Raw genomic sequence first — 21,819 nt, 5'->3', positions numbered from 1 at the left:
TTTGTAAATTAATGGACGAACCCAGATGACTATGATATAATGTTAAGACAGTGAAAAAGAGAACCCTTTTTTCCATAAGGAGAAAGATATGAAAGAAAAGTTCAAAATAAAGGGACAGCTAAGGACGTATATGCAGTGGCCGCTTTATCTAAGCGCACTACTGATCGCCGCCAATACGGTGATCGGCGCTGCCAGTACAAAGGCAGGCATTATAATGGCGATTTTTACGCTTTTGTATGTTGGTATAGCAGTCTGGCTTTATACTTACAGGAGGAAACTCCTGATGAGCGGCCTTGTGGAATTTTCTGCGGAATATTCCTGGATGCAGAAGCAGCTCCTTACCGATCTGGAACTTCCGTATGGAATGGCGGATGAAAACGGAAGGATTCTCTGGGGAAATACAGCGTTTTCAGAGGTGTTAGGGGAAGAAAAGCCTCTAAAGATCACAAAAAAGAACCTCACGACCATTTTTCCGGAGATCACGAAGGAAGTGTTAAAGCTTAACGAAGGAACGGCCGTTCTGCATGCAGCATGCAATGGACGGAAATACCAGATCCGCTTAAAAGCTGTCTATATGAAAGATTCACCGGAAGCTATTATTTCATCCGTTGGAGTGGAGGCTGCCGGACAGATGCTCGTGGCAGTCTATCTTTTTGATGAAACGGAAATTCTCACCTATAAGCAGATGGTGGATGATCAGAAAATGGTGGCCGGTCTTATTTATCTGGATAATTATGATGAGGCGTTAGAGAGCGTGGAAGAAGTACGCCGTTCTCTGCTTACTGCCCTCATTGACCGGAAGATCACGAAGTACATCTCCAATATGAATGGAATCGTTAAGAAGCTGGAAAAAGATAAGTACTTTATTTCCATAAAACAGTCCTACATCACGGAACTGAAAGAAAACCGCTTTTCTATTCTGGAGGAAGTGAAAACCGTCAATATCGGAAATGAGATGGCGGTGACCTTAAGCATTGGCCTTGGTATGAACGGGGATAGCTATTCCCGGAATTATGAGTTTGCAAGAATCGCTATTGATATGGCCCTGGGACGGGGCGGCGATCAGGCGGTGATAAAGGATGGCGAACGGATCCAGTATTTCGGAGGCAAAGCCCAGCAGGTGGAAAAGACCACCCGCGTAAAAGCCCGTGTAAAGGCTCACGCCTTAAGAGAGCTGATGGAAACAAAGGACCGGCTGCTGATCATGGGACACCGTTTAACGGATATCGATGCCTTTGGTGCGGCAGTTGGAATTTACCGCATTGCCACGGCCATGGATAAGAAGGCCCATATCATTATTAATGAAGTAACTACCTCAGTACGCCCTATTCTGGATCGTTTTGTGGGAAATCCCGATTACCCGGAGGATTTATTCCTGACCGGAGCTAAGGCAGCGGAGCTGGTGGATGGTAATACTCTATTGGTGGTTGTGGACGTAAACCGTCCCAGCATTACCGATGCACCGGAACTTTTGCGTCTTGTGAAGACTATCGTGGTCCTGGACCATCACAGACAGAGCAGTGAGATCATTGACAATGCGGTCCTTTCCTATGTAGAACCGTATGCTTCCTCTTCCTGTGAAATGGTGGCGGAGGTGCTGCAATACATTGCAGATGGAATTAAAATCAAATCGGCGGAAGCAGATGCCCTGTATGCAGGGATTGTCATCGATACCAATAATTTTACCAATCAGACAGGTGTCAGGACCTTTGAAGCGGCAGCTTTCTTAAGAAGAAACGGCGCGGATGTGGTTCGTGTGCGGAAGATGTTCCGCGATGACCTGGAAGATTATAAAGCAAAGGCAGAGGCTGTCCGTGAGGCAGAGATTTTCGAGAATAGTTTTGCCATCAGCGTATGTTCCTCGGAAGGAATCGGAAGTCCTACGGTTGTGGGAGCTCAGGCGGCCAATGAGCTGCTTGACATAGCCGGGATCAAGGCTTCCATTGTAATGACAGATTATAATAATGCGGTGTATATAAGCGCCCGTTCCATTGATGAAGTCAATGTACAGGTTATGATGGAAAAACTGGGCGGCGGAGGACACCGTACCATTGCAGGCGCACAGCTTGCAGGCGTCAGCATTGAAGAAGCCAAAACCCGCGTAGAAGCGGTTATTAAAGAGATGTTAGAGAAGGGAGACATATCATAATGGAAGTTGTATTATTAGAAGACGTAAAGGCATTGGGCAAGAAGGGACAGATCGTAAAGGTTAACGATGGATATGCAAGAAATTTCATTCTCCCTAAAAAGCTGGGAATCGAGGCAACGGCTAAGAATTTAAATGACTTAAAGCTTCAGAAGGCCAATGAGGCCAGAGTCGCAGCGGAGCAGCTGGAGGCGGCAAAGGAGCTTGGAGCCAAGCTTTCGGAAGCAGCCATCACCTTATCCATACGGGCAGGAGAGGGCGGAAGAGCCTTTGGTTCCGTATCAGGAAAGGAAATCTCGGCTGCCATAAAGAGCCAGCTGGGATATGATATTGATAAAAAGAAGCTGGTTCTTCCTGAACCACTTAAGACTTTTGGCACCCATGAGGTTCCAGTCAAGCTTCATAAAGATGTAACCGCAAAACTGAATGTTAAGGTAATAGAAAGCTAGGAGGCATGAATATGGATGATGCCCTGATCAAACGGGTACTCCCTCACAGCATCGAGGCAGAGCAATCCGTCATCGGTTCCATGCTGATGGACCGGGATGCGATCATCACGGCTTCCGAGATTGTTACAGCAGGAGATTTTTATCAGCACCAGTATGGCATCATGTTTGAAGCCATGCTGGAGCTTTTTAATGAGAATTTGCCGGTGGATTTAGTTACTCTTCAAAACCGTTTAAAAGTAAAGGATGTTCCTCCTGAGGTTTCAAGTCTGGACTTTGTAAGGGATATCATCACCACGGTCCCCACATCCGCCAATATAAAGTCTTATGCAAATATTGTCCGTGATAAAGCAGTTCTAAGGCGGCTTATTAAGGCCAATGAAGAAATTGCCAACACCTGCTACGCAGGAAAAGAACCCTTAGAAACCATTATGGCCGTCACGGAAAAGACCATCTTTGATCTGCTCCAGAACCGCAGCTCCGGCGATTTTGTACCCATCCGCCAGGTTGCAATGAATGTTCTTGAGAAGATCGAAGAGGCTTCCAAAAACCAGGGAACCGTAACCGGAATCCCTACAGGCTTTATTGACTTAGATTATAAGACCTCTGGTCTGCAGCCTTCGGACTTTGTCCTGATCGCCGCCCGTCCTTCTATGGGTAAGACGGCCTTTGTACTAAACCTGGTAGATCATATTGCTGTAAAAAAAGGCCTGCCCTGTATGGTATTTAGCCTGGAGATGTCTAAGGAACAGCTGGTAAACCGTATGTTGGCCATGGAATCCAATGTAGACTCCCAAAAGCTCAGAACGGGTACCTTATCCGATTCTGACTGGGATGCCGTAGTAGAGGGGATCGGAGTCATCGGCAATTCCAAACTGATCATTGACGATACCCCGGGAATCTCCATTGGAGAACTGCGTTCCAAATGCCGTAAGATGAAGTTAGAATACGGTCTTAGCGTGGTCATCATTGACTACCTACAGTTGATGAGCGGAAGCGGAAAAGGCGGCGACAACCGCCAACAGGAGATTTCAGAAATTTCCAGATCCCTAAAAGCCCTGGCAAGAGAGATGAACGCTCCTGTAATCGCCCTATCCCAGCTAAGCCGAGCCTGCGAAACAAGACCAGACCACCGTCCAATGCTTTCCGATCTCCGAGAATCCGGAGCTATTGAGCAGGATGCCGACGTGGTTATGTTCTTATACCGTGATGATTATTATAATAAGGATACGGATATGCCTAATATTGCAGAAGTTATTATTGCAAAACAAAGAAACGGCCCGATTGGTACGATTAATCTGGTCTGGAGACCAGAGTATACGAAATTTGCAAACATGGCCAAGCAATGAGCAGGATAGAAAGAGAGATTCCCCGGCCCGGAAAAACAAATTCATTTGTTTTTCCGGGCCGGGGAATCTCTCTTTCTATGGGGCGAACGCCCCCCATCTGGGAGAAGGAATTCGAACCTCGAATTCCTTCTCCCAGATGGCCCCTGCGGATTCGCCATCCATCCCCTTCCCATTACTACCCCCCTAGGCTCCGCCATTCATCCCCCACTCATTTCCCCCTTCTCTCTCAAAATTTTCTCAAATCCCTCAAAAAAGTTCCAATTCCCATTCATAATCCATCCGAAGCCAGCATATGATATAAATAGTAAGGTTATGAAAACTAAACGAACCAAAGGAGAGGATATAGCTATGGCTGAGATACATTACTTAATATCGGATGCATCGAAGAAGGTCGATGTGGAGTCTCATGTCCTTAGATACTGGGAGGACGAGCTGGAGTTGAAAATTCCCAGAAATGAGATGGGGCACCGGTATTACACTGAAGCACACATCCGTTTATTCAAGCAGATCAAGGACTTAAAGGACAAGGGGTATCAGTTGAAGGCCATTAAGACAGCGCTTGACAAGGTTATTGAGGAGGGAAGGGACCCTGTCATACCAGATGAGTTACTAGAAGGTCAGGTAGCTCAGGAGTTAAAAGACAGTGCAATATCTGGTGCGGAAGATGGGACAGGCCTGGATGTACATAACACGGCGCAGATTTCCATTGCCCAGGAAAAGATGGAGCAGTTCCAGGAGATCATGAACCATATCATTGGACGGGCTTTGGAGGTAAATAATGAGCAGTTAAGCCAGGATGTCAGCTGCTTGGTCAATGACAAGGTCATTAAGGAAATGGAATATTTATTGAATTTAAAAGAAGAAAAGGAAGAAGAGCGGTTCAAACAGTTGGACGAGCTTATGCGTTCATATCAAAAGGACAACAAAGGGCGTGCAGAAGCTGCTGCTTCTAAGATACCATTTTTTAACCGGAAAAAGAAGTTCGGGAGAAATGGAAAAAAGTTATAAAACCACACTACTTTCAGATAAATAGAGCGAACAAAAAGGCTCTGGCAAGGAAATCCGCAGCTGCCGATGAAAGTGGAAACTGCGGATTTTTTATGCATATATGTTATTCTTTGCAAGCCTTTACAAAAGTCTGAAACAGTCGGAACGCTTCTTTATTCTTTTCCCACAGATATTCCGGATGCCATTGAACCCCGATAAAAAAGGGATAGTCTGGCATTTCCAGGGCTTCGATCAAATAATCGGTCGAGTAGGCCGAAGCAATAAGTCCGGGAGCAAGATCCTTAACGGCCTGATGGTGCATGCTGTTAACCTTTATAGAAGAGCTTTCTGATATCTGGGCAAGGAGGCTGCCTTCGGTTAAAACAACCGTATGGCACGGCATATCATAACTAAATGGCTGGGAATGGGCCAGAGGAAAATCCTGCGTTACCTGGGAAGGAATATCCTGCCAGATGTTTCCTCCAAGAGCGATGTTCAAAACCTGGATTCCCCGGCAGATTCCAAGGATCGGCTTCTGAAACTCCATAATCATAGGAAGTAGGGAAATCTCCATCTTATCCCTGGCTGGGGACACATTGCCGCAGTGAGCCTGTGTCTCTTCCCCAAAAAGGAAGGGGTGTACATCAGGACCGCCTGTGAACAGAAATCCATCCAAATCCTGGGAAAGCTGCTTTAAATCTTCTTCTGAGGCATCTAAGGGCATCACGACCGGGATCGCTCCCGCAGCTTTTAGCGCCCGCATATAAGTAGGACGTGCCTTAACATCGCCGCTTTCCATGTCGTGGGCGGGGGTCAGGCCGATCAGTGGTTTTCTCATAAAATAAATGTCCTCTCCTTTATCCTGTTAATTTATTAGTATGCAGATATAAAGAACGTGATAATATAACAAAATGCCTCTTCCTTTCGGAAGAGGCATTTATGTATCATAATTATGCTTCAGAAATAGCTCCTGTTGGACATACGCCCTCACAAGCGCCACAATCGATACATGCATCAGCATCAATAACAAACTGAGAATCACCCTGGCTGATAGCGCTTACTGGGCATTCACCTTCACAGCTTCCGCAGCTAACGCAAGCATCACTAATAACTCGTGCCATGATAAATTACCTCCTTATATTATATAGATTTTTCTATATTTTATACTATAAATCAGAAATATTCAAGTAGTAAATGGTACAATTATTGTTTAATTTTGGGAGCAATACCGATCAGGGAGTCCTGTGCGGACATCCCTGATTCCGCTTAAGATAATCTTCTTGGCAGCAACGGCACCTTCTTTAGACATGGGGGGAGTATCCTTTAGGGGGTACTCCATTCCCAGGCTTTCGTATTTAACCTTTCCCATGTCATGATAAGGCAGGACATCAAGGGCCTTCACATTCTTTAGCCCGCCGATAAAACGCCCTAGTCTGTATAAATCAGGGGTCTCATCTGAAATCTTTGGCACTGTCACGTGACGGATCCACACCGGGATATCCCGGTCACTTAAGTACTGGGCAAAGTCCAGAATATTTTCGTTGGAATGCCCTGTAAGTGTTTTATGCCTTGTATCATCAATGTGTTTGATGTCCAGCATGACAAGGTCGGTAGAGTCCAGAAGCCGGTCTATTTTTTTTAGATAATCCGGATCATTCCTATGAAAAGTAACGCCTGAGGTATCCAGGCAGGTATGAATGTCTTTCTTTGCTGCAGCTTCAAAAAGCTCAATCACAAAGTCCAGCTGCATAAGGGGCTCCCCGCCGGTAGCCGTTATACCTCCGCCCCGGTAGAAATTCCGGGATGACTCATACTGCTTTAATAGTTCTTCTGATGTCATTGGTGTGCCGCCTGCCATTTTCCAGGTGTCCGGATTGTGGCAATATTGGCAGCGCATGGGACAACCCTGCAAAAAAATCACCATGCGCACGCCCGGCCCGTCAACGGTACCGAAGCTTTCAATAGAATGGATATATCCTGTCATATAGATCGCCTTCTTTGCTATTTATTACATATTGCTGTGGAACGTACGGGAGATTACCTCATCCTGCTGTTCCTTTGTCAGCTTGATAAAATTCACTGCATAACCGGATACACGTACTGTAAGCTGGGGATAACTTTCCGGATGCTTCTGAGCGTCTAGAAGGGTATCACGGGTGAAGACATTAACATTTAAGTGATGTCCGCCTTCTTCCACATAGCCATCTAATAAATTAACAAGGTTATTGATTTGAGATTCGCTGATATTTGTCATTTTATAATCCTCCTTTTGTATTTAGTAAGTATCTTCCATAAACAGCCGGTTGCTTTCCGGGTCTTCATCGTCTGTGTCCAATGCCTGGAATAAGGTGGGAACTCTGCAGGCGGAATTTCCGTCTGCACAATCCGTAGAGTTCATGGTAGTAACTGATTTAGCCATTGTTTCATCGGTACATATGGTACCGTCTTCTGATACGTGGATGTTCATGTGTCCGCCGTTTCCAGTCATGAACTGGTCCAGCATGGAGACGATATCGTCAATCTGTTTCTCCTTTGGATCTGCCATAAAAACACTCCTTTACTTCTGGTCTTCGTTAAGAGCCAGCTCTAAATCTACCTCTAAATCTCCTGTGAAGATCTGATCTTCCTTACCAAGGGCTCCCGGTACGATAGAGAAGGTATTGGAGATACCATCCTGAGCGTCTCTGAACGGAAGCTTTGCAACCGATGCCAGGGAAGCGACAGCACCGTGGGTATCCCTAAGATGCATTGGGTTTGCGCCAGGTGCAAAGGCTTCTCCCTTTTTACGTCCATCAGGAGTTGCTCCTGTATTTTTACCATATACCACGTTGGAAGTGATTGTCAAGATGGAGGTGGTAGGGATACCGCCGCGGTAAGTGTGGTTTCCTTTTACATAATTCATAAAGGTATGAACCAGTTCGTTTGCGATCATGTCTACCCGGTCATCGTTATTGCCGTATTTGGGGAAGTCTCCTTCTACGATGTAATCGGTCACGATTCCGTTTTCATCCCTTACGGCCTTTACCTTGGCATATTTGATGGCAGATAAAGAGTCAGCCACTACGGAAAGTCCGGCAATACCGGTTGCGAACCAACGGGTCACCTTTTTATCATGAAGAGCCATCTGAATGCGCTCATAGCTGTATTTGTCGTGCATATAGTGGATGACGTTCAAGGTGTTTACATAAACCCTTGCAAGCCAGTTCATCATATCCTTATAGGCAGCCATAACCTCATCATATTCTAAGTACTCGGAAGTGATAGGGCGATATTTGGGGCCGACCTGTTTTTTGGTAACTTCATCAATGCCGCCGTTAATTGCATATAACAAGCATTTTGCAAGATTAGCCCGCGCGCCGAAGAACTGCATTTCCTTACCAACCCTCATGGAAGATACGCAGCAGGCAATGGCATAATCGTCTCCATGTGTCACTCTCATCAGATCATCATTCTCGTACTGAATGGAAGAGGATTCAATGGAGGTCTTGGCGCAGAATCGCTTAAAGTTTTCCGGAAGCTTTGTGGACCAGAGCACGGTTAAGTTTGGCTCAGGAGCTGTTCCCAGGTTCTTAAGCGTGTGGAGGTAACGGAAAGAGGACTTGGTCACCAGATGGCGTCCGTCGATACCGACTCCGCCGATGGATTCTGTTACCCAGGTAGGATCGCCGGAGAACAGCTCATTGTATTCCGGGGTACGGGCAAATTTGACCAGACGAAGCTTCATGATGAAATGGTCCACAAACTCCTGGATCTCTTCCTCGGTAAAGATTCCTTCTTCTAAATCTCTCTGTGCATAAACATCAATAAAGGTGGAGGTGCGGCCTAAGGACATGGCTGCTCCGTTCTGCTCCTTGACAGCGGCAAGGTAGGCAAAGTACAGCCACTGGATCGCCTCTTTTACATTGGCGGCCGGTTTTGAAATATCAAAGCCATAGATGTTTCCAAGCTCTTTTAATTCCTTAAGAGCTCGGATCTGCTCGGAAAGCTCTTCTCTTTCCCGGATCACGTCTGAGTACATGGTGGTACGGGTTGTATCCTTTTGCTCTTCCTTATCTGCGATCAGACGGTCAATGCCGTAAAGCGCTACCCGGCGGTAATCGCCGATGATACGTCCGCGGCCATAGGCGTCCGGAAGGCCTGTGATGATGTGGTTGGAACGGCAGTCACGCATTTCCTGGGTATAAGCATCAAAAACACCGGCATTGTGTGTTTTTCTGTGAATCGTAAAAAATTTCTTAACTTCAGGATCAATGGTATAACCATTGTCTGCACATGCTTTTTCTGCCATACGGATGCCGCCGTAAGGCTGTAAGGAACGCTTAAAGGGCTTATCGGTCTGAAAGCCTACGATTGTTTCTTTGTCTTTATCTAAATATCCTGGTCCGTGAGAGGAGATGGTGGAAATAGTCTTAGTATCCATATCCAGCACGCCGCCAGCCTCCCGCTCCTGTTTGGATAAATCCATAACCTGTGCCCAAAGAGCGTTTGTTGCTGTGGTCGGTCCGGCTAGAAAGGAATCATCGCCGTCATAAGGTGTGTAATTTTTCTGTATAAAGTCCCTGACGTTGATTTCCCGTTCCCAAACACCGCCTGTGAAAGCTCTCCATTCTGTTCTCATAGTCTTATTCCTCCGTAAAATCTGCTATATAAGTGTAAATTATAAATGAGTGCCGGCAAAGATTATAATTCATACAACCTTTGTATGAATACATTATATATGAATACTGTATACAATGTCAAGACTACTTATTGAGAAAAATTTGTCAAAAAGAAGCTGGAAGGAAAAAACAAGGAATTTAGCCCTTGCTAATCAGGAAGAAAAGTATTATATTATAAAGACAGTAAGTACAATTTTTTAAGGAGGAACACAAGATGCAGATCCAGAAGGATATGTTAATAGGAGCATTGCTTGAAATGGACGAGAACATTGCACCTATGTTAATGCGCGCAGGTATGCATTGCCTCGGCTGTCCGGCATCTCAGGGTGAGTCCCTGGAGGAAGCTTGCCAGGTTCATGGAATAGAATGTGATGTTCTGGTTTCCCAGATTAACGAAGTGTTAGCAAACAGATAGAATATGTTACAGGAGGCTAGTCCCTAAGGACTGCCTCCTGTTTTTTTATGGCTGTCGTTTTTCTTCTCTGTAATGCTTCGGGCTGACGCCGAATTCCTGCTTGAATATCTTAGAAAATGTTAAAGGGTTATGATATCCGATTCCTGTGGCAATTTCCTGAATGGATAAGGAGGTGGTGGCAAGCTGATTGGCGGCAATGTTAAGCCGGAACCTCATTAAGTATTCCTGAGGGGAAACGTGAAGCTGCTTTTTGAATATTGTGGTCAAATAGGAACGGTTGATTCCGATGTAGTCTGCGATGTCCTGGACCTTGATGCAGTCATAGTTCAGTTTGATATATTGAAGGGCATAATCTACATAAGTATCGATGGAATAGTCGTATTGGTTCTTTTTAATGGTTCTTATGGTATTTTGCATTTCGATCAGGGTAGACAATATCTCGTATAGGTATCCCACACGCTTGATTTCATTGGCAAAGGTCAATTCACTGGTATCCAGTATTTTGTGTATCATGGGTAGATAAAGCTGATTGGGAATCTGGGAATGGATGGCAGGGAGCTGTGGGGATATACCTGCATAGCTTAAATAAGCCTCTGCCATTTCTCCGTCAAAAGTGATCCACATATACTCCCAGGGATTTTTAAGATCTGCGTTGTAAAGAACGGGATAGCCTTTCGGTATGAGGAAGATGTCATCTGTTTTTATATCATACCGTTTCCCGTCAATTTCCAGGGAACCTGCGCCGCCCAGAACAAAATGAAGGTGATTTTCATTTGGAACCTTGTGATCGTAGGTGTATCCTGGAGGACACTGCTGGATACCGCAGTGGACCAGATACAGATCATTGGTCTGCCGTTTGATGTTCCTTAAACAGCGGAACCCGGCAACGTTTTTATAAGTCGTTTGTTTTTCGATCAAAAATATACCCCCTTAAAATAGTGAAAGACCCTGTCATACGATCCGCTTATATTAGGATGTTTGATAGGGTCAAGTATACAGGTATTAAGGGCATCTTGTAAATAATTCCTGAGAGCTTCTTTTACTGGTACATGTTCATGTAATCACCATGGGCTGCAATGAGTTCATCCACCATGGAGCAGATATCTTTTATATTAAGCTCGGCAGCAGTATGAGGATCCAGCATGGCTGCCTGGTAGATGGTCTTTCTGTCCCTGTTACGGGCGGCTTCTATGGTGAGAAGCTGAGGATTTATGTTGGTCATGTTCATGGCCGCCAGCTGAGTGGGAAGGGGGCCCACATGGCAGGGGGTGATTCCGCTTCCGTCTACCAGACAGGGAACTTCTACGCAGGCGTCAACGGGGAGGTTATCGATCAGCCCCCGGTTCAATACACTTGCTCCGATCTTGTATGGCTTATTGGTCAAAATTGCTTCCATAATATAGGAGGCGTATTCATGGGAACGGGCATGCGTGATCTGTCCGTTGTTATGAATTGTATTTTTTTCTTCTTCCCACTCGTTGATCTGCTTGATGCAGCGCCGCGGGTATTCATCTAAGGGGATCTGGAATTCATCAATCATTTCCGGGTATTTGGACTTTATGAACAACGGATTGTATTCCGCATTGTGTTCACTGGATTCCGTGCAATAATAGCCTAAATGGTTGATGTACTCAAACCGCACCATATCTTTATGTTTCGTACTCTGGTTTTTCTCAAAGGCTTTCTGGCGGATAATAGGGTAAAGATCATTCCCTTCCCTGTCATGGAGTTTTAGGAGCCAGGCCATATGATTGATCCCGGCAATTAACTCAGTTCTTCCCTCCAGCTTATCCTCCATATCAAGCCCCTTTAATAAGGTTTCTGAACATACCTGGACGCTGTGGCATAAACCAATGGTCTTAATGGATGTATAACGCTGCATGTAGCCAGTTAAGATCGCCATGGGATTGGTATAATTTAAGAAGTAGGCATCCGGACAAACCTCTTCCATGTCTCTGGCAAAGTCCTCCATAACAGGTATGGTCCTTAAGCCTCGCATAATGCCGCCGATCCCCAGGGTATCCGCAATGGTCTGCTTTAAGCCGTATTTTTTAGGAATTTCAAAGTCTGTAATCGTACAGGGATCGTATCCGCCCACCTGAATGGCGTTCACTACAAAGGTGGCACCTGATAACGCTTCCTTCCGGTTTTCCACTCCCAGATAAGTTTTGATATCAGCCCGTCCTTCATTCACATTTTTGTTGATTGCACTCAGAATAAGCTCCGAATCCGAAAGCCGCACCTGATCAATATCGTAAAGAGCGATCACAGCGTCCTGAAGTATTGGAGTGCACATGCAGTCGCCTAAGACATTTCTTGCAAATATCGTGCTCCCTGCCCCCATAAAAGTTATTTTTACCATGTTCCTTCCTCCTTGTTTTCCTTGTCTGTCTGATGAGGATATTGTATAATTGCAGCAGAAAAAAAGATAGGACGTTTGTTTCATAAAATTGTCATTTTGTTGTATGGAGGGTGAAACATGAATCAATTGGTACGGGGGCTGACCATTTATTACTGCGGTCGTGAACAGTGTGCGTCAGGGCATTTTTTCGGACCTGCGATCCGGAAGCATTACCTGATGCATGTGATATTTAGGGGAAAGGGGATCTACCGCACAGGAGGCGAGGAATATGCCTTAAAAGAAGGAGATGCATTTTTGATCAAGCCTCAGGAGGTCACTTATTATCAGGCGGATAAGGATGAGCCTTGGGAATATGCCTGGGCAGCTTTTGCAGGGACTGAAGCGGAGAGGCTGTTAAGCGATTACCGACAGGAGGAAAATGAATATGTGTACCATTTTGATCGTGGTGAGGAATGGCGAGACTATATGGACCGGCTGGTGACCGTCTTTGAAAGCGGGGAACACAATATGGATGAGACAGCAGGGTTTCTTTATCTGCTGTTTTCCCGGTTCCCAAAACGCAGCAAGGAAGTGGGAGAGTATGAGCAGAGCTATCTGTCCAGGGCGGAAACATTTATACGCCATAATTACAGCTACCCCATCCAGATCGGAGATGTGGCAAAATATGTAGGAATCGACAGGACCTATCTGTACCGGCTATTTATGAAATATAAGGGTATTTCTCCGAAGCAGTATTTAACAGCCTACCGGATCATGGAGGCAAAGCGTCTGCTAGAGGATACGGGCCTTAGTATAACGGAAACCGGTTTATCCTGCGGCTTTCATGATGCTTCGGTATTTTGTAAAAGTTTCCTTCAGACAGAGGGAGAATCCCCGCTCCAGTATCGGAAGAAGATGAGAGAAGAGGTTTGGTAAATATAACAAAACACCATGTACCTGTCACATTAGTCTATGTAATATAGATAAAAAAAGGTTTATAATCAGGATTGGACAAAGAAAAATGTACAAAAAATGGTTTTAAATTCAGTTTTAACTATATAAACTGACTAATTAAAGGGAGGTAGCAAAATGAAACGTAAATGGTGGTTAACAGCAGCAATGGCGGCAGTTATGGCAGCAGCAGTGGTTGGATGCGCAGGCAAGGCCGGGAACGAAACTGCTCCTGCAAGCGCAGGAGAAACAAAACAGACTGTGGAAAGCTCCGGTGAGTCAGGAAATACGGCTGCTCAGGGAACTCTGACGGTTGCAATCTGGGATAAAAACCAGGAGCCGGGACTTACAGAGATCATGAAGGACTTTACCAATGAAACGGGAATTAAGACACAGATTCAGGTAACTCCATGGGAGCAGTACTGGACCATGCTGGAGGCAGGAGCAACCGGTGGATCTCTTCCCGATGTTTTCTGGATGCATTCCAATGAGATCGCAAGGTATTCCGAATACGAGATGCTCCTGGACCTAACGGACCGGATCAAGGAAAGCAAGAAACTGGAAATGGATAAATTCCCTAAGGACATTGTGCAGATCTATAATTGGGAAGGTACAAAGCAGTATGCAGTGCCAAAGGATATTGATACCATCGCTCTCTGGTACAACAAAACCATGTTTGATGAAGCAGGAGTCCCTTATCCCGACAAGGATTGGACCTGGGATGATTATGCAGAAGCAGCAAAAAAGCTGACCAAAGCAGATGGAAGCCAGTATGGATTTGCCTTAAGGCCTACCAATGACCAGGCAGGCTGGAACAATATCGTTTATGATATGGGCGGTTATGTAATCAGCGATGATAAAAAATCTTCCGGATTTGACCAGCCGGGAACCATCAAGGCCTTAACGTTTATCACGGACCTGATGAAAGAAGGATATGCTCCTCCATATGAAGTGATGGCAGAGAATACAGAGGAAGCCTTGTTTGAAGCCGGCAAGGTAGCCATGATCACGGCTGGCTCATGGATGCTTCCAGAGCTTTGCAATAATGATTACGTAAAGGCAAACTGTGACATCGCAGACCTTCCAAAAGATGCGGCCTCTGGAAAGAGGATATCCATTTACAATGGACTGGGCTGGGCGGCTTCCGCCAATACCGGCATGCCTGAAGAAGCATGGAAGCTGATCGAATACATGGGATCAAAGGAAGCTCAGCAGAAGCAGTCTGACCTTGGAATTGTTATTTCTGCCTATGAAGGGACAACGGATAACTGGATAAAGGCATATCAGGGCTTTAACCTGCAGGCATATTTAGATATGATGAGTGACCTGGTCATCAGGCCATACTCTAAATCAACGGTTGCATGGAACAATATGAGCCATGAAAAATTAATTGATGCATGGACCGGAGCAAAGAGCGTGGAGGATGTCTGCAAGGACATTGCTCAGGAAATGAATGCCATGCTGGCACAAGAATAGGAAGAGCTGGGGAGGCAGGCTTTTAAAGCGCCTCCCCCTTTTTAACCGAATCAAGTGGTGAAGCGGATTGGGAATATCCGCTTGACAAAGAAATACGGAGGGTCTGCATGAACAGAAAGTCAAAGGTATCAAGGCGGGAGAGAAGTGAATTTTTATGGGGGTGGATGTTTTTGCTTCCGACCATGGCAGGGCTTATTATATTAAACATCATCCCTATTTTTCAGACCATTTATCAGAGCTTTTTCAAAACAGGGGCTTTTGGCAAAGGCAATGTATTTATTGGCTTTGACAATTACGGTCAGCTTTTTAGTGATGGGGCTGTATGGCAGGCTTTGTGGAATACATGTAAATATGCGGTGGTAGAGGTACCGTTTTCCATTGCGATTGCCCTTGTGTTAGCCGTTTTTCTAAATGGGAAAATCCGGGGGCGCTCAATATGGAGGACCATTTATTTCCTGCCAATGGTAGCTGCTCCTGCAGCGGTGGCTATGGTTTGGAGATGGCTTTATAATTCGGAATTCGGACTGCTTAACCATCTGCTTCGGGGGATAGGACTTTCCGGAGTGAACTGGATCTCCAATCCCAATATCGCATTTATCTCTGTGGCCATCGTAGGAATCTGGTCTGTGATCGGTTATAATATGGTACTGTTTTTTGCAGGCCTTCAGGAAATACCCAGAGACTATTATGAGGCAGCGCAGATTGACGGGGCAAACGGGATCAACCAGTTTTTTACAATTACACTGCCCTTAATATCACCCACCATGTTTTTTGTGACCGTGACCAGAGTCATAGGGGCCATGCAGGTGTTTGACAGTATCTATATGATGATGGGAAGAAGCAACCCGGCGCTGGTAAAGACCCAGTCCCTGGTGTATCTTTTCTATAAGTATTCTTTTATAGAAGGAAACAAGGGATATGGCTCTTCCATTGTCATGCTGCTTCTTATGGTAATCCTTCTGATCACAATGATTCAGATGATTTGTCAGAAAAAATGGGTGAACTACAGCTAGGGAGGAGAATTATGGATAAGAGTAGAAAAATTAAATCAGCCATCGTTTACTTCATTCTTACAATCGGGTCTGTCATCATGCTGGTCCCCTTTTTGTGGATGTTTTTAACCGCCTTTAAAAGCACATCGGAGGCAACTCAGATGAATCCGTTCATCATTTTTCCTACGGTATGGAGAAAGGAAGCATTTTTATCCATCATAAGCAAAATGAACTTTTTAAGGCTGTACTGGAATACGTTGATGCTGATTGTAGAACGGGTCATTTGTGCGGTGCTTACTGCAACCATGGCAGGATATGCTTTTGGACGCCTTCACTTTAAGGGAAAGAATCTGGCCTTTTCCCTGGTTTTGTTCCAGATGATGGTGCCATCCCAGATCTTTATTATTCCTCAATACTTAATGGTGAGTAAGCTGGGAATGTTAAACACCTCCTTTGGCCTGCTTTTTCCGGGACTTGTGACAGCTTTTGGAACCTTTTTGTTAAGGCAGGCTTATATGGGACTTCCCTCTTCCTTAGAGGAGGCGGCCAGGCTTGACGGCTGCAATATCGGCCAGACCTTTCTTTATGTAATGGCACCCCTTACAAAATCCTCCATGGTGGCTCTGGGTATCTTTACCGCGCTGTTTGGATTTAAGGAGCTGATGTGGCCTCTGGTCGTCAACACAGAGCAAAATACCATGCCCTTATCTGCCGCCCTTGCAAAGCTGCAGGGACAGTTTGAAACAAATTATCCGGAGCTTATGGCGGCATCCTTGCTGGCCTGTATCCCAATGATTATCATTTATCTTATATTCCAGAAACAGTTTATAGAAGGAATTGCTACATCCGGAGGAAAATTATAAAAGGAGTATGAATTATGTCTATCATTTATCATGAACAAGCGAAACAGTTTCACCTGTATAACCGGTCCATAAGTTATATCATTCAGATTATGGCCAATGGACAGCTGGGAAATCTGTACTATGGGAAACGGATTACGGACAGGGAGTCCTATGCATATCTCCTTGAGACAGGAGAGCGTGCCCATGCCGCCATAAGCTGCCCGGCGCCGGTCAGCTTATGTCTCCAATATACCAAGCAGGAATATCCGGCCTATGGAACAGGGGATTACCGATACGGTGCCTGCATGATCAGGCAGGAGAATGGCAGCAGGATCACAAACTTTACCTATGTGTCCCACCGTATCTTTGAGGGGAAGCGCTCCATAGAGCCTCTTCCGGCTACCTATGTGGAGGAGGAGCGGGAGTCCGCCACCCTGGAGATCACCCTTCATGATGATGTGATGGATACGGAGCTGATTCTTTCCTATACGATCTATGAAGAGATGCCGGTTCTTACAAGGCATGCCCGTTTTGATCATCATGGCAAGGAGGAGATCGTCCTTAAGACTGCCATGAGCGGAGCGGTTGACTTACCGGATTGTGATTATGAGATGATTCAGCTTTCCGGGGCATGGTCCAGAGAGCGGTACTTAAAGAGGCGTCCATTGGAACAGGGAATCCAGTCTATTTACAGTATGAGAGGGATCAGCAGCGCAGAGCACAATCCATTCCTGGCGCTTGCAAGAAAAGAGACAACGGAGAACAGCGGCCAGGTATATGGTTTTAGCCTTGTATACAGCGGAAGCTTCTTAGGTCAGGTGGAAGTCTGCACCCATGATACCACCCGTGTTCTTATGGGAATCCATCCGGATACCTTTGAATGGCCTTTGAAAGCGGGGGAGTCGTTTCAGACTCCGGAGCTTGTGATGGTTTATTCGGAACAGGGGCTTTCCTTTATGAGTCAAACTTTCCACCTTTTATACAGGACCCGGCTTGCGAGAGGGTATTGGAGAGACAGGGAAAGGCCAGTGCTTTTGAACAACTGGGAAGCAACTTATATGGATTTTAACGAAGAAAAGATTCTCGATATTGCTAGAAAAGCGAAGGAAACGGGCGTGGAGCTGTTTGTTCTTGATGACGGCTGGTTTGGTGAACGAAGTGACGACCACAGGGGCTTAGGTGACTGGCAAGTAAACAGAAATAAGCTTCCGGAGGGAATTTCCGGACTGTCTGAGAAGGTGGAGGCCCTGGGCCTAAAATTCGGTCTGTGGATCGAGCCGGAGATGGTCAATAAAGACAGCCGCTTTTACGAGGCTCATCCAGACTGGATCCTATCCGCTCCCGGCCGTTATGAAACACCCAGCAGGAATCAGCATGTCCTTGATTTTTCAAGAAAGGAAATTGTTGATGCGGTTTACGGTATGTTAAAGGATATTATTGCCAATGCAAAAATCTCCTATATCAAGTGGGATATGAACCGATATCTGACGGAATGCTTCTCTAGAGGAACCTCCCCTGACAGGCAGGGAATGGTGATGCATAAATTTATCCTGGGAGTCTATGACCTATATACCCGGCTCACCAGAGACTTTCCGGAGATCCTGTTTGAATCCTGCGCCAGCGGAGGAGCCAGGTTTGACCCTGGAATGCTGTACTTTGCTCCGCAGGCATGGTGCAGTGATAATACGGATGCCATGGACCGGTTAAAGATCCAGTATGGGACTACCATGGTTTATCCCATATCCAGCATCGGAGCCCATGTCTCCGCAGTTCCTAACCATCAGGTTCATAGAATTACGCCTTTGGATTCCAGGGGAAATGCAGCGATTTTCGGGGCTTTTGGATATGAACTGGATTTGAACCATCTGACTCCTGAGGAAATAGAGACGGTTAAGCAGCAGATTGCATGCTATAAAAAATACCGGAAACTTTTACATCAGGGAACATTTTACAGGCTAAAAAGTCCATTTGAAGGAAATGACACGGCATGGATGGCAGTATCAGAAGATTTGGAACAGGCAATCGCCGCTTATTATCAGGTTTTGAATCCTGCCAATGCAGGCTGGCTGAGGCTGAAGCTCCAGGGCCTTTGCGAGGATATGCTTTATAAAGTTACCATGTCGGGGGAGACTGGTGAATACTATGGAAGCGAGCTTATGTATGCCGGTATTCCCATTGACAGAAGTCATCTTTTCAAAGAATCAGGGGATTTTGCGTCTTTCCTCATTTTTATTGTTAAAAAACCGGAATAAGAAAAAAGTCCAGGCAGGCGTCGCCTGGACTTTTTTAATGTAATAAATTACATTGTTGTTAAGTATTCTATCTTTTTATTGAAAAATATTTTATAGCATGCTATAATTTTTGAAAATATTGCATTATTCCTTAAAAAATGAATGTAGGGGCTGAGAACAATGAAGGATTATAATGTACACTTAACACTGATTGACCGAATTATACTGGAATCTTATAAGATTATGTTGGAAGGGCTTGCGGATTATCTGGGGGGAGGCTATGAGATGGTGCTACATAGTCTGGAGGATACGGAACACTCCGTAATTAAGATCATCAATGGACACCATACAGGACGTACGGAAGGGATGCCGATTACGGACCTGGCGCTTCAGATGCTGGAAGAGATTGAAAAAGATGGTGAAAAAAGTTATATTTCCTATTTTACCAAGAACAAAAATGGAGAACCATTAAAATCCTCCACCATTGTAGTGCGGGGGGAGGAGAAAAGGATTATCGGACTTCTATGTATCAATTTTTATTTAAATACAGGTTTTTCCGAGATCCTATCCAGCTATATCCCCGAAATATCCACTCACTCCCTGGTTAAAACTGAAACTTTCGCAAAAAATATTGATGAATTAATTTTCAGCAGAGTTCAGGAGGTTCGGAAAACGGTATTGGCAGATGAAGGAATACTTCCGTCTCTTAAAAACAAAGAAATCATTAATGCCCTGCATCAACAGGGAGTTTTTACCATGAAAGATGCGGTTGTTAAAGTAGCCGATTATCTTGGAATTTCTAAAAACACTGTTTACATGCACATTCGGAATGTGGGGGCAAATGGAGAAAAGAAGAGCGAATAAACATTAATACAGTGAAAATGGTAGATAAAGTAAAAATCTGTAGGTTTTTGTGCAAAATGACAAAAAACCTGCAGATTTTTTTGTTTAATTATTAGAAAATCATAATAATATTGCAATTCTGTAGCGTTTGTGATAAAATAAATTACATCATATAAATGAATATAATAAAATTTATTTTATTCATATGAAAGGAAGGTATTGATATGGAGGAAAGTAAGAAGAGTAAGAAGAAACTGGGACTAGTTCCAAAGCTGATTATAGCTATTATTATTGGTATTTTAATCGGTATGTACTGTCCCAGCTTTGTAACTTCGATATTAATTACAGTATCGGATTTATTTAAACAGTTTTTAATGTTCATCATTCCGCTTATGGTAGTAGCTTTTGTTACGATGGGAATTGCGGACCTGTCCCAGGGAGCCGGAAAGCTGCTGGCATTCACCGCAGCGATTTCCTATGCTTCCACATTGCTTGCAGGCAGCGCAGCTTATGCGGTAGCCAGTACGTTTTTCCCTTCATTTGTGAATGAAGAGGTAGTTGCGAAAGTTGCTTCTGCTAGTGATAAGGCCATCAGCGGATATTTTTCCCTGGCCATCACACCGTTACTTGAAACTACAGCTGCTGTTGTACTGGCCTTTGTATTGGGAGTATGCATCAGTACCATGCGTGGAAAAGAGATCGGAGATACCTTATATAATGTGATCAAAGATTTTTCTGAGATCATTACAAAGGTACTTGGCCGGGTGATCATTCCCCTTCTTCCTTTGTATATCTGCGGAACTTTTGCTAAGATGACTTATCAGGGAACCACCTTTGCGATTATGTCCGTACTCTGGAAGGTATTCGTGATCGTGATACTGCTTCATTTAATCTACCTGCTTGCGGCCTTTACTTTAGCAGGCGTATTGACAAAAAGAAATCCAATTACTATGTTAAAGAACCAGTTACCCGGCTACTTAACTGCAATTGGTACCCAGTCTTCCGCTGCTACCATTCCGGTTAATATTAAATGTGCGGAAAGCAATGGTATATCAGAAGAAATCCGTAACTTCGTAATTCCGCTGTGTGCTAACATTCATATGGCAGGTTCCATGATCACAATAACCTGCTGTGTGACTGCTACCCTGCTCATTTATGGCATGCCTCATGGATTCCTTACCTTATTCCCGTTTATCTGTGTACTTGGAGTAGCCTTAGTTGCATCTCCGGGAGCTCCAGGTGGTTCTATCTTTACGGCAACTCCATTCTTCCCGATTGTAGGAATCCCTGCAGTGGGAGATATTGCCAGCCTTCTTCAGGCAATGTATATTGCACAGGACAGCTTTGGAACTGCATGTAACGTATCCGGAGATAATGCGATCAGTGCGCTGGTTGATATGTATTACCATAAATATATTAAGAAGGATAACAAAGGTTAAGATGACTGAGAAAGGAGAAGGCTGTTTATGCCGTCTATCAGTATTTTTGAAGTAATCGGCCCCAATATGGTAGGGCCATCCAGCTCCCATACTGCAGGGGCTGTAGCGATTGCTCTTCTGGTTAAAAAGATGTTCAATGAGCCAATCCAAAAAGTGGAGTTTATTTTGTACGGTTCTTTTGCAAAGACCTACAAAGGCCATGGAACCGACCGTGCACTTCTTGGCGGCATCCTAGGTTTTGAGACTTATGATCTGAGAATTAAGAATTCCTTCCAACTGGCGGATGAATGCGGGTTAGAGTATTCTTTCGCCGTTGATGAAAAGGAAACAGAAGTTCATCCAAACACAGTAGAGATCCATGTGTCTGGGGAACAGGGCGGGACTATGTCGGTCCGGGGAGTCTCATTAGGAGGCGGTAAAGTTAAAATTATAAGGATCAACGGCATTGATGTAGACTTTACAGGAGAATATTCCACGCTGGTTATACGCCACCTGGACTATCCCGGCATGGTGGCCTATATTGCTACCAGTTTAAGTGAACGCAATGTAAATATTGCTTTCATGCGCCTGTTCCGGGAACAGAAAGGTGCTACTGCTTATTCTGTGGTTGAATCTGATGAGGAAATCCCACAGGAATTGCTGGATAAGCTGCGGGAACACCCGAAAGTGGAAGATGTTATGCTTATTCAGGTTTAGGAGGCTT

The 21,819-nt window shown here is 44.9% G+C and carries 21 protein-coding genes; 13 read left to right on the top strand and 8 right to left on the bottom strand.

Annotation, left to right across the window (positions count from 1 at the left end):
* The first annotated feature begins 88 nt into the window (after positions 1–88).
* From ACHZES_RS12920 to ACHZES_RS12905, 4 genes are all read left to right on the top strand, one after another.
* On the top strand, positions 89–2,149 hold the full coding sequence (locus ACHZES_RS12920; RefSeq protein WP_038282168.1) for a DHH family phosphoesterase: 2,061 nt from the start codon (positions 89–91) through the stop codon (positions 2,147–2,149).
* Positions 2,149–2,595 carry a 50S ribosomal protein L9 gene (gene rplI / locus ACHZES_RS12915; RefSeq protein ID WP_038282166.1) on the top strand — a complete coding sequence of 149 codons (447 nt, stop codon included), beginning with the start codon at positions 2,149–2,151 and terminating at the stop codon, positions 2,593–2,595. Before ACHZES_RS12920 ends, rplI begins: the two co-directional genes overlap by 1 nt.
* A gap of 11 nt (positions 2,596–2,606) precedes the next feature.
* A complete protein-coding gene (gene dnaB / locus ACHZES_RS12910) occupies positions 2,607–3,941 on the top strand; it encodes a replicative DNA helicase (RefSeq protein WP_025231027.1) in 1,335 nt (444 codons plus the stop codon).
* Between the two features lie 348 nt (positions 3,942–4,289).
* The gene (locus tag ACHZES_RS12905; protein ID WP_038282164.1) at positions 4,290–4,949 is read left to right on the top strand and encodes a helix-turn-helix domain-containing protein; all 660 of its coding nucleotides are present in this window, start codon (positions 4,290–4,292) and stop codon (positions 4,947–4,949) included.
* Positions 4,950–5,052: 103 nt separating this feature from the next.
* On the opposite strand, the gene ACHZES_RS12900 is transcribed toward ACHZES_RS12905, so the two are convergent.
* The 6 genes from ACHZES_RS12900 to pflB all read right to left on the bottom strand — a co-directional run bounded on the left by ACHZES_RS12900 (position 5,053) and on the right by pflB (position 9,546).
* Positions 5,053–5,766 carry a gamma-glutamyl-gamma-aminobutyrate hydrolase family protein gene (locus ACHZES_RS12900; RefSeq protein ID WP_395549124.1) on the bottom strand — a complete coding sequence of 238 codons (714 nt, stop codon included), beginning with the start codon at positions 5,764–5,766 and terminating at the stop codon, positions 5,053–5,055.
* Positions 5,767–5,878: 112 nt separating this feature from the next.
* Positions 5,879–6,049, bottom strand: a complete 171-nt coding sequence (locus ACHZES_RS12895; RefSeq protein ID WP_025231031.1) for a DUF362 domain-containing protein — start codon at positions 6,047–6,049, stop codon at positions 5,879–5,881.
* A gap of 89 nt (positions 6,050–6,138) precedes the next feature.
* On the bottom strand, positions 6,139–6,912 hold the full coding sequence (pflA, locus tag ACHZES_RS12890) for a pyruvate formate-lyase-activating protein (protein WP_395549123.1): 774 nt from the start codon (positions 6,910–6,912) through the stop codon (positions 6,139–6,141).
* Between the two features lie 24 nt (positions 6,913–6,936).
* Complete coding sequence (gene grcA3 / locus ACHZES_RS12885; protein WP_038282157.1) at positions 6,937–7,182, bottom strand: autonomous glycyl radical cofactor GrcA3; 246 nt, start codon at positions 7,180–7,182, stop codon at positions 6,937–6,939.
* Positions 7,183–7,203: 21 nt separating this feature from the next.
* Positions 7,204–7,473 (bottom strand): hypothetical protein, encoded by a 270-nt coding sequence (locus ACHZES_RS12880; RefSeq protein WP_395549122.1) that lies wholly within the window; start codon positions 7,471–7,473, stop codon positions 7,204–7,206.
* Positions 7,474–7,485: 12 nt separating this feature from the next.
* A complete protein-coding gene (pflB, locus tag ACHZES_RS12875; RefSeq protein ID WP_154527137.1) occupies positions 7,486–9,546 on the bottom strand; it encodes a formate C-acetyltransferase in 2,061 nt (686 codons plus the stop codon).
* 254 nt (positions 9,547–9,800) lie between these two features.
* Here pflB and ACHZES_RS12870 point away from each other — a divergent pair, with 254 nt between their 5' ends.
* Positions 9,801–10,001 carry a DUF1858 domain-containing protein gene (locus ACHZES_RS12870; RefSeq protein ID WP_038282151.1) on the top strand — a complete coding sequence of 67 codons (201 nt, stop codon included), beginning with the start codon at positions 9,801–9,803 and terminating at the stop codon, positions 9,999–10,001.
* A 45-nt stretch (positions 10,002–10,046) separates the two neighbouring features.
* Here ACHZES_RS12870 and ACHZES_RS12865 read toward each other — a convergent pair whose 3' ends face one another.
* Both ACHZES_RS12865 and ACHZES_RS12860 read right to left on the bottom strand, forming a co-directional pair.
* Positions 10,047–10,919, bottom strand: a complete 873-nt coding sequence (locus ACHZES_RS12865) for an AraC family transcriptional regulator (protein WP_051835211.1) — start codon at positions 10,917–10,919, stop codon at positions 10,047–10,049.
* A 121-nt stretch (positions 10,920–11,040) separates the two neighbouring features.
* A complete protein-coding gene (locus ACHZES_RS12860; protein WP_395549121.1) occupies positions 11,041–12,363 on the bottom strand; it encodes an alpha-glucosidase/alpha-galactosidase in 1,323 nt (440 codons plus the stop codon).
* Between the two features lie 117 nt (positions 12,364–12,480).
* Here ACHZES_RS12860 and ACHZES_RS12855 point away from each other — a divergent pair, with 117 nt between their 5' ends.
* From ACHZES_RS12855 to sdaAB, 8 genes are all read left to right on the top strand, one after another.
* Entirely contained in the window at positions 12,481–13,278 is a 798-nt protein-coding gene (locus ACHZES_RS12855) for an AraC family transcriptional regulator (protein WP_395549120.1), read from the top strand.
* A 153-nt stretch (positions 13,279–13,431) separates the two neighbouring features.
* Positions 13,432–14,769, top strand: coding sequence for an ABC transporter substrate-binding protein (locus ACHZES_RS12850; RefSeq protein ID WP_395549119.1), 1,338 nt, complete (start codon positions 13,432–13,434; stop codon positions 14,767–14,769).
* 107 nt (positions 14,770–14,876) lie between these two features.
* Positions 14,877–15,782 (top strand): carbohydrate ABC transporter permease, encoded by a 906-nt coding sequence (locus ACHZES_RS12845; protein ID WP_038282143.1) that lies wholly within the window; start codon positions 14,877–14,879, stop codon positions 15,780–15,782.
* Between the two features lie 11 nt (positions 15,783–15,793).
* The gene (locus tag ACHZES_RS12840) at positions 15,794–16,624 is read left to right on the top strand and encodes a carbohydrate ABC transporter permease (protein WP_100306303.1); all 831 of its coding nucleotides are present in this window, start codon (positions 15,794–15,796) and stop codon (positions 16,622–16,624) included.
* 14 nt (positions 16,625–16,638) lie between these two features.
* Positions 16,639–18,855 (top strand): alpha-galactosidase, encoded by a 2,217-nt coding sequence (locus ACHZES_RS12835; RefSeq protein ID WP_395549118.1) that lies wholly within the window; start codon positions 16,639–16,641, stop codon positions 18,853–18,855.
* A 159-nt stretch (positions 18,856–19,014) separates the two neighbouring features.
* Positions 19,015–19,698 carry a transcriptional regulator gene (locus ACHZES_RS12830; RefSeq protein ID WP_051835365.1) on the top strand — a complete coding sequence of 228 codons (684 nt, stop codon included), beginning with the start codon at positions 19,015–19,017 and terminating at the stop codon, positions 19,696–19,698.
* Between the two features lie 203 nt (positions 19,699–19,901).
* A complete protein-coding gene (locus tag ACHZES_RS12825; protein ID WP_038284618.1) occupies positions 19,902–21,116 on the top strand; it encodes a dicarboxylate/amino acid:cation symporter in 1,215 nt (404 codons plus the stop codon).
* 27 nt (positions 21,117–21,143) lie between these two features.
* Positions 21,144–21,812: an L-serine ammonia-lyase, iron-sulfur-dependent subunit beta gene (gene sdaAB / locus ACHZES_RS12820; RefSeq protein WP_154527127.1), complete on the top strand. Its 669-nt coding sequence runs from the start codon at positions 21,144–21,146 to the stop codon at positions 21,810–21,812.
* The last annotated feature ends 7 nt before the right edge of the window (positions 21,813–21,819 follow it).

It is taken from the genome of Lacrimispora sanguinis, assembly GCF_044987295.1.
GTDB classification, from domain to species: Bacteria; Bacillota; Clostridia; order Lachnospirales; family Lachnospiraceae; genus Lacrimispora; species Lacrimispora celerecrescens_B.
Note: the sequence above shows the minus strand (reverse complement) of the source record. Positions and strands in the feature narration are given on the sequence as shown.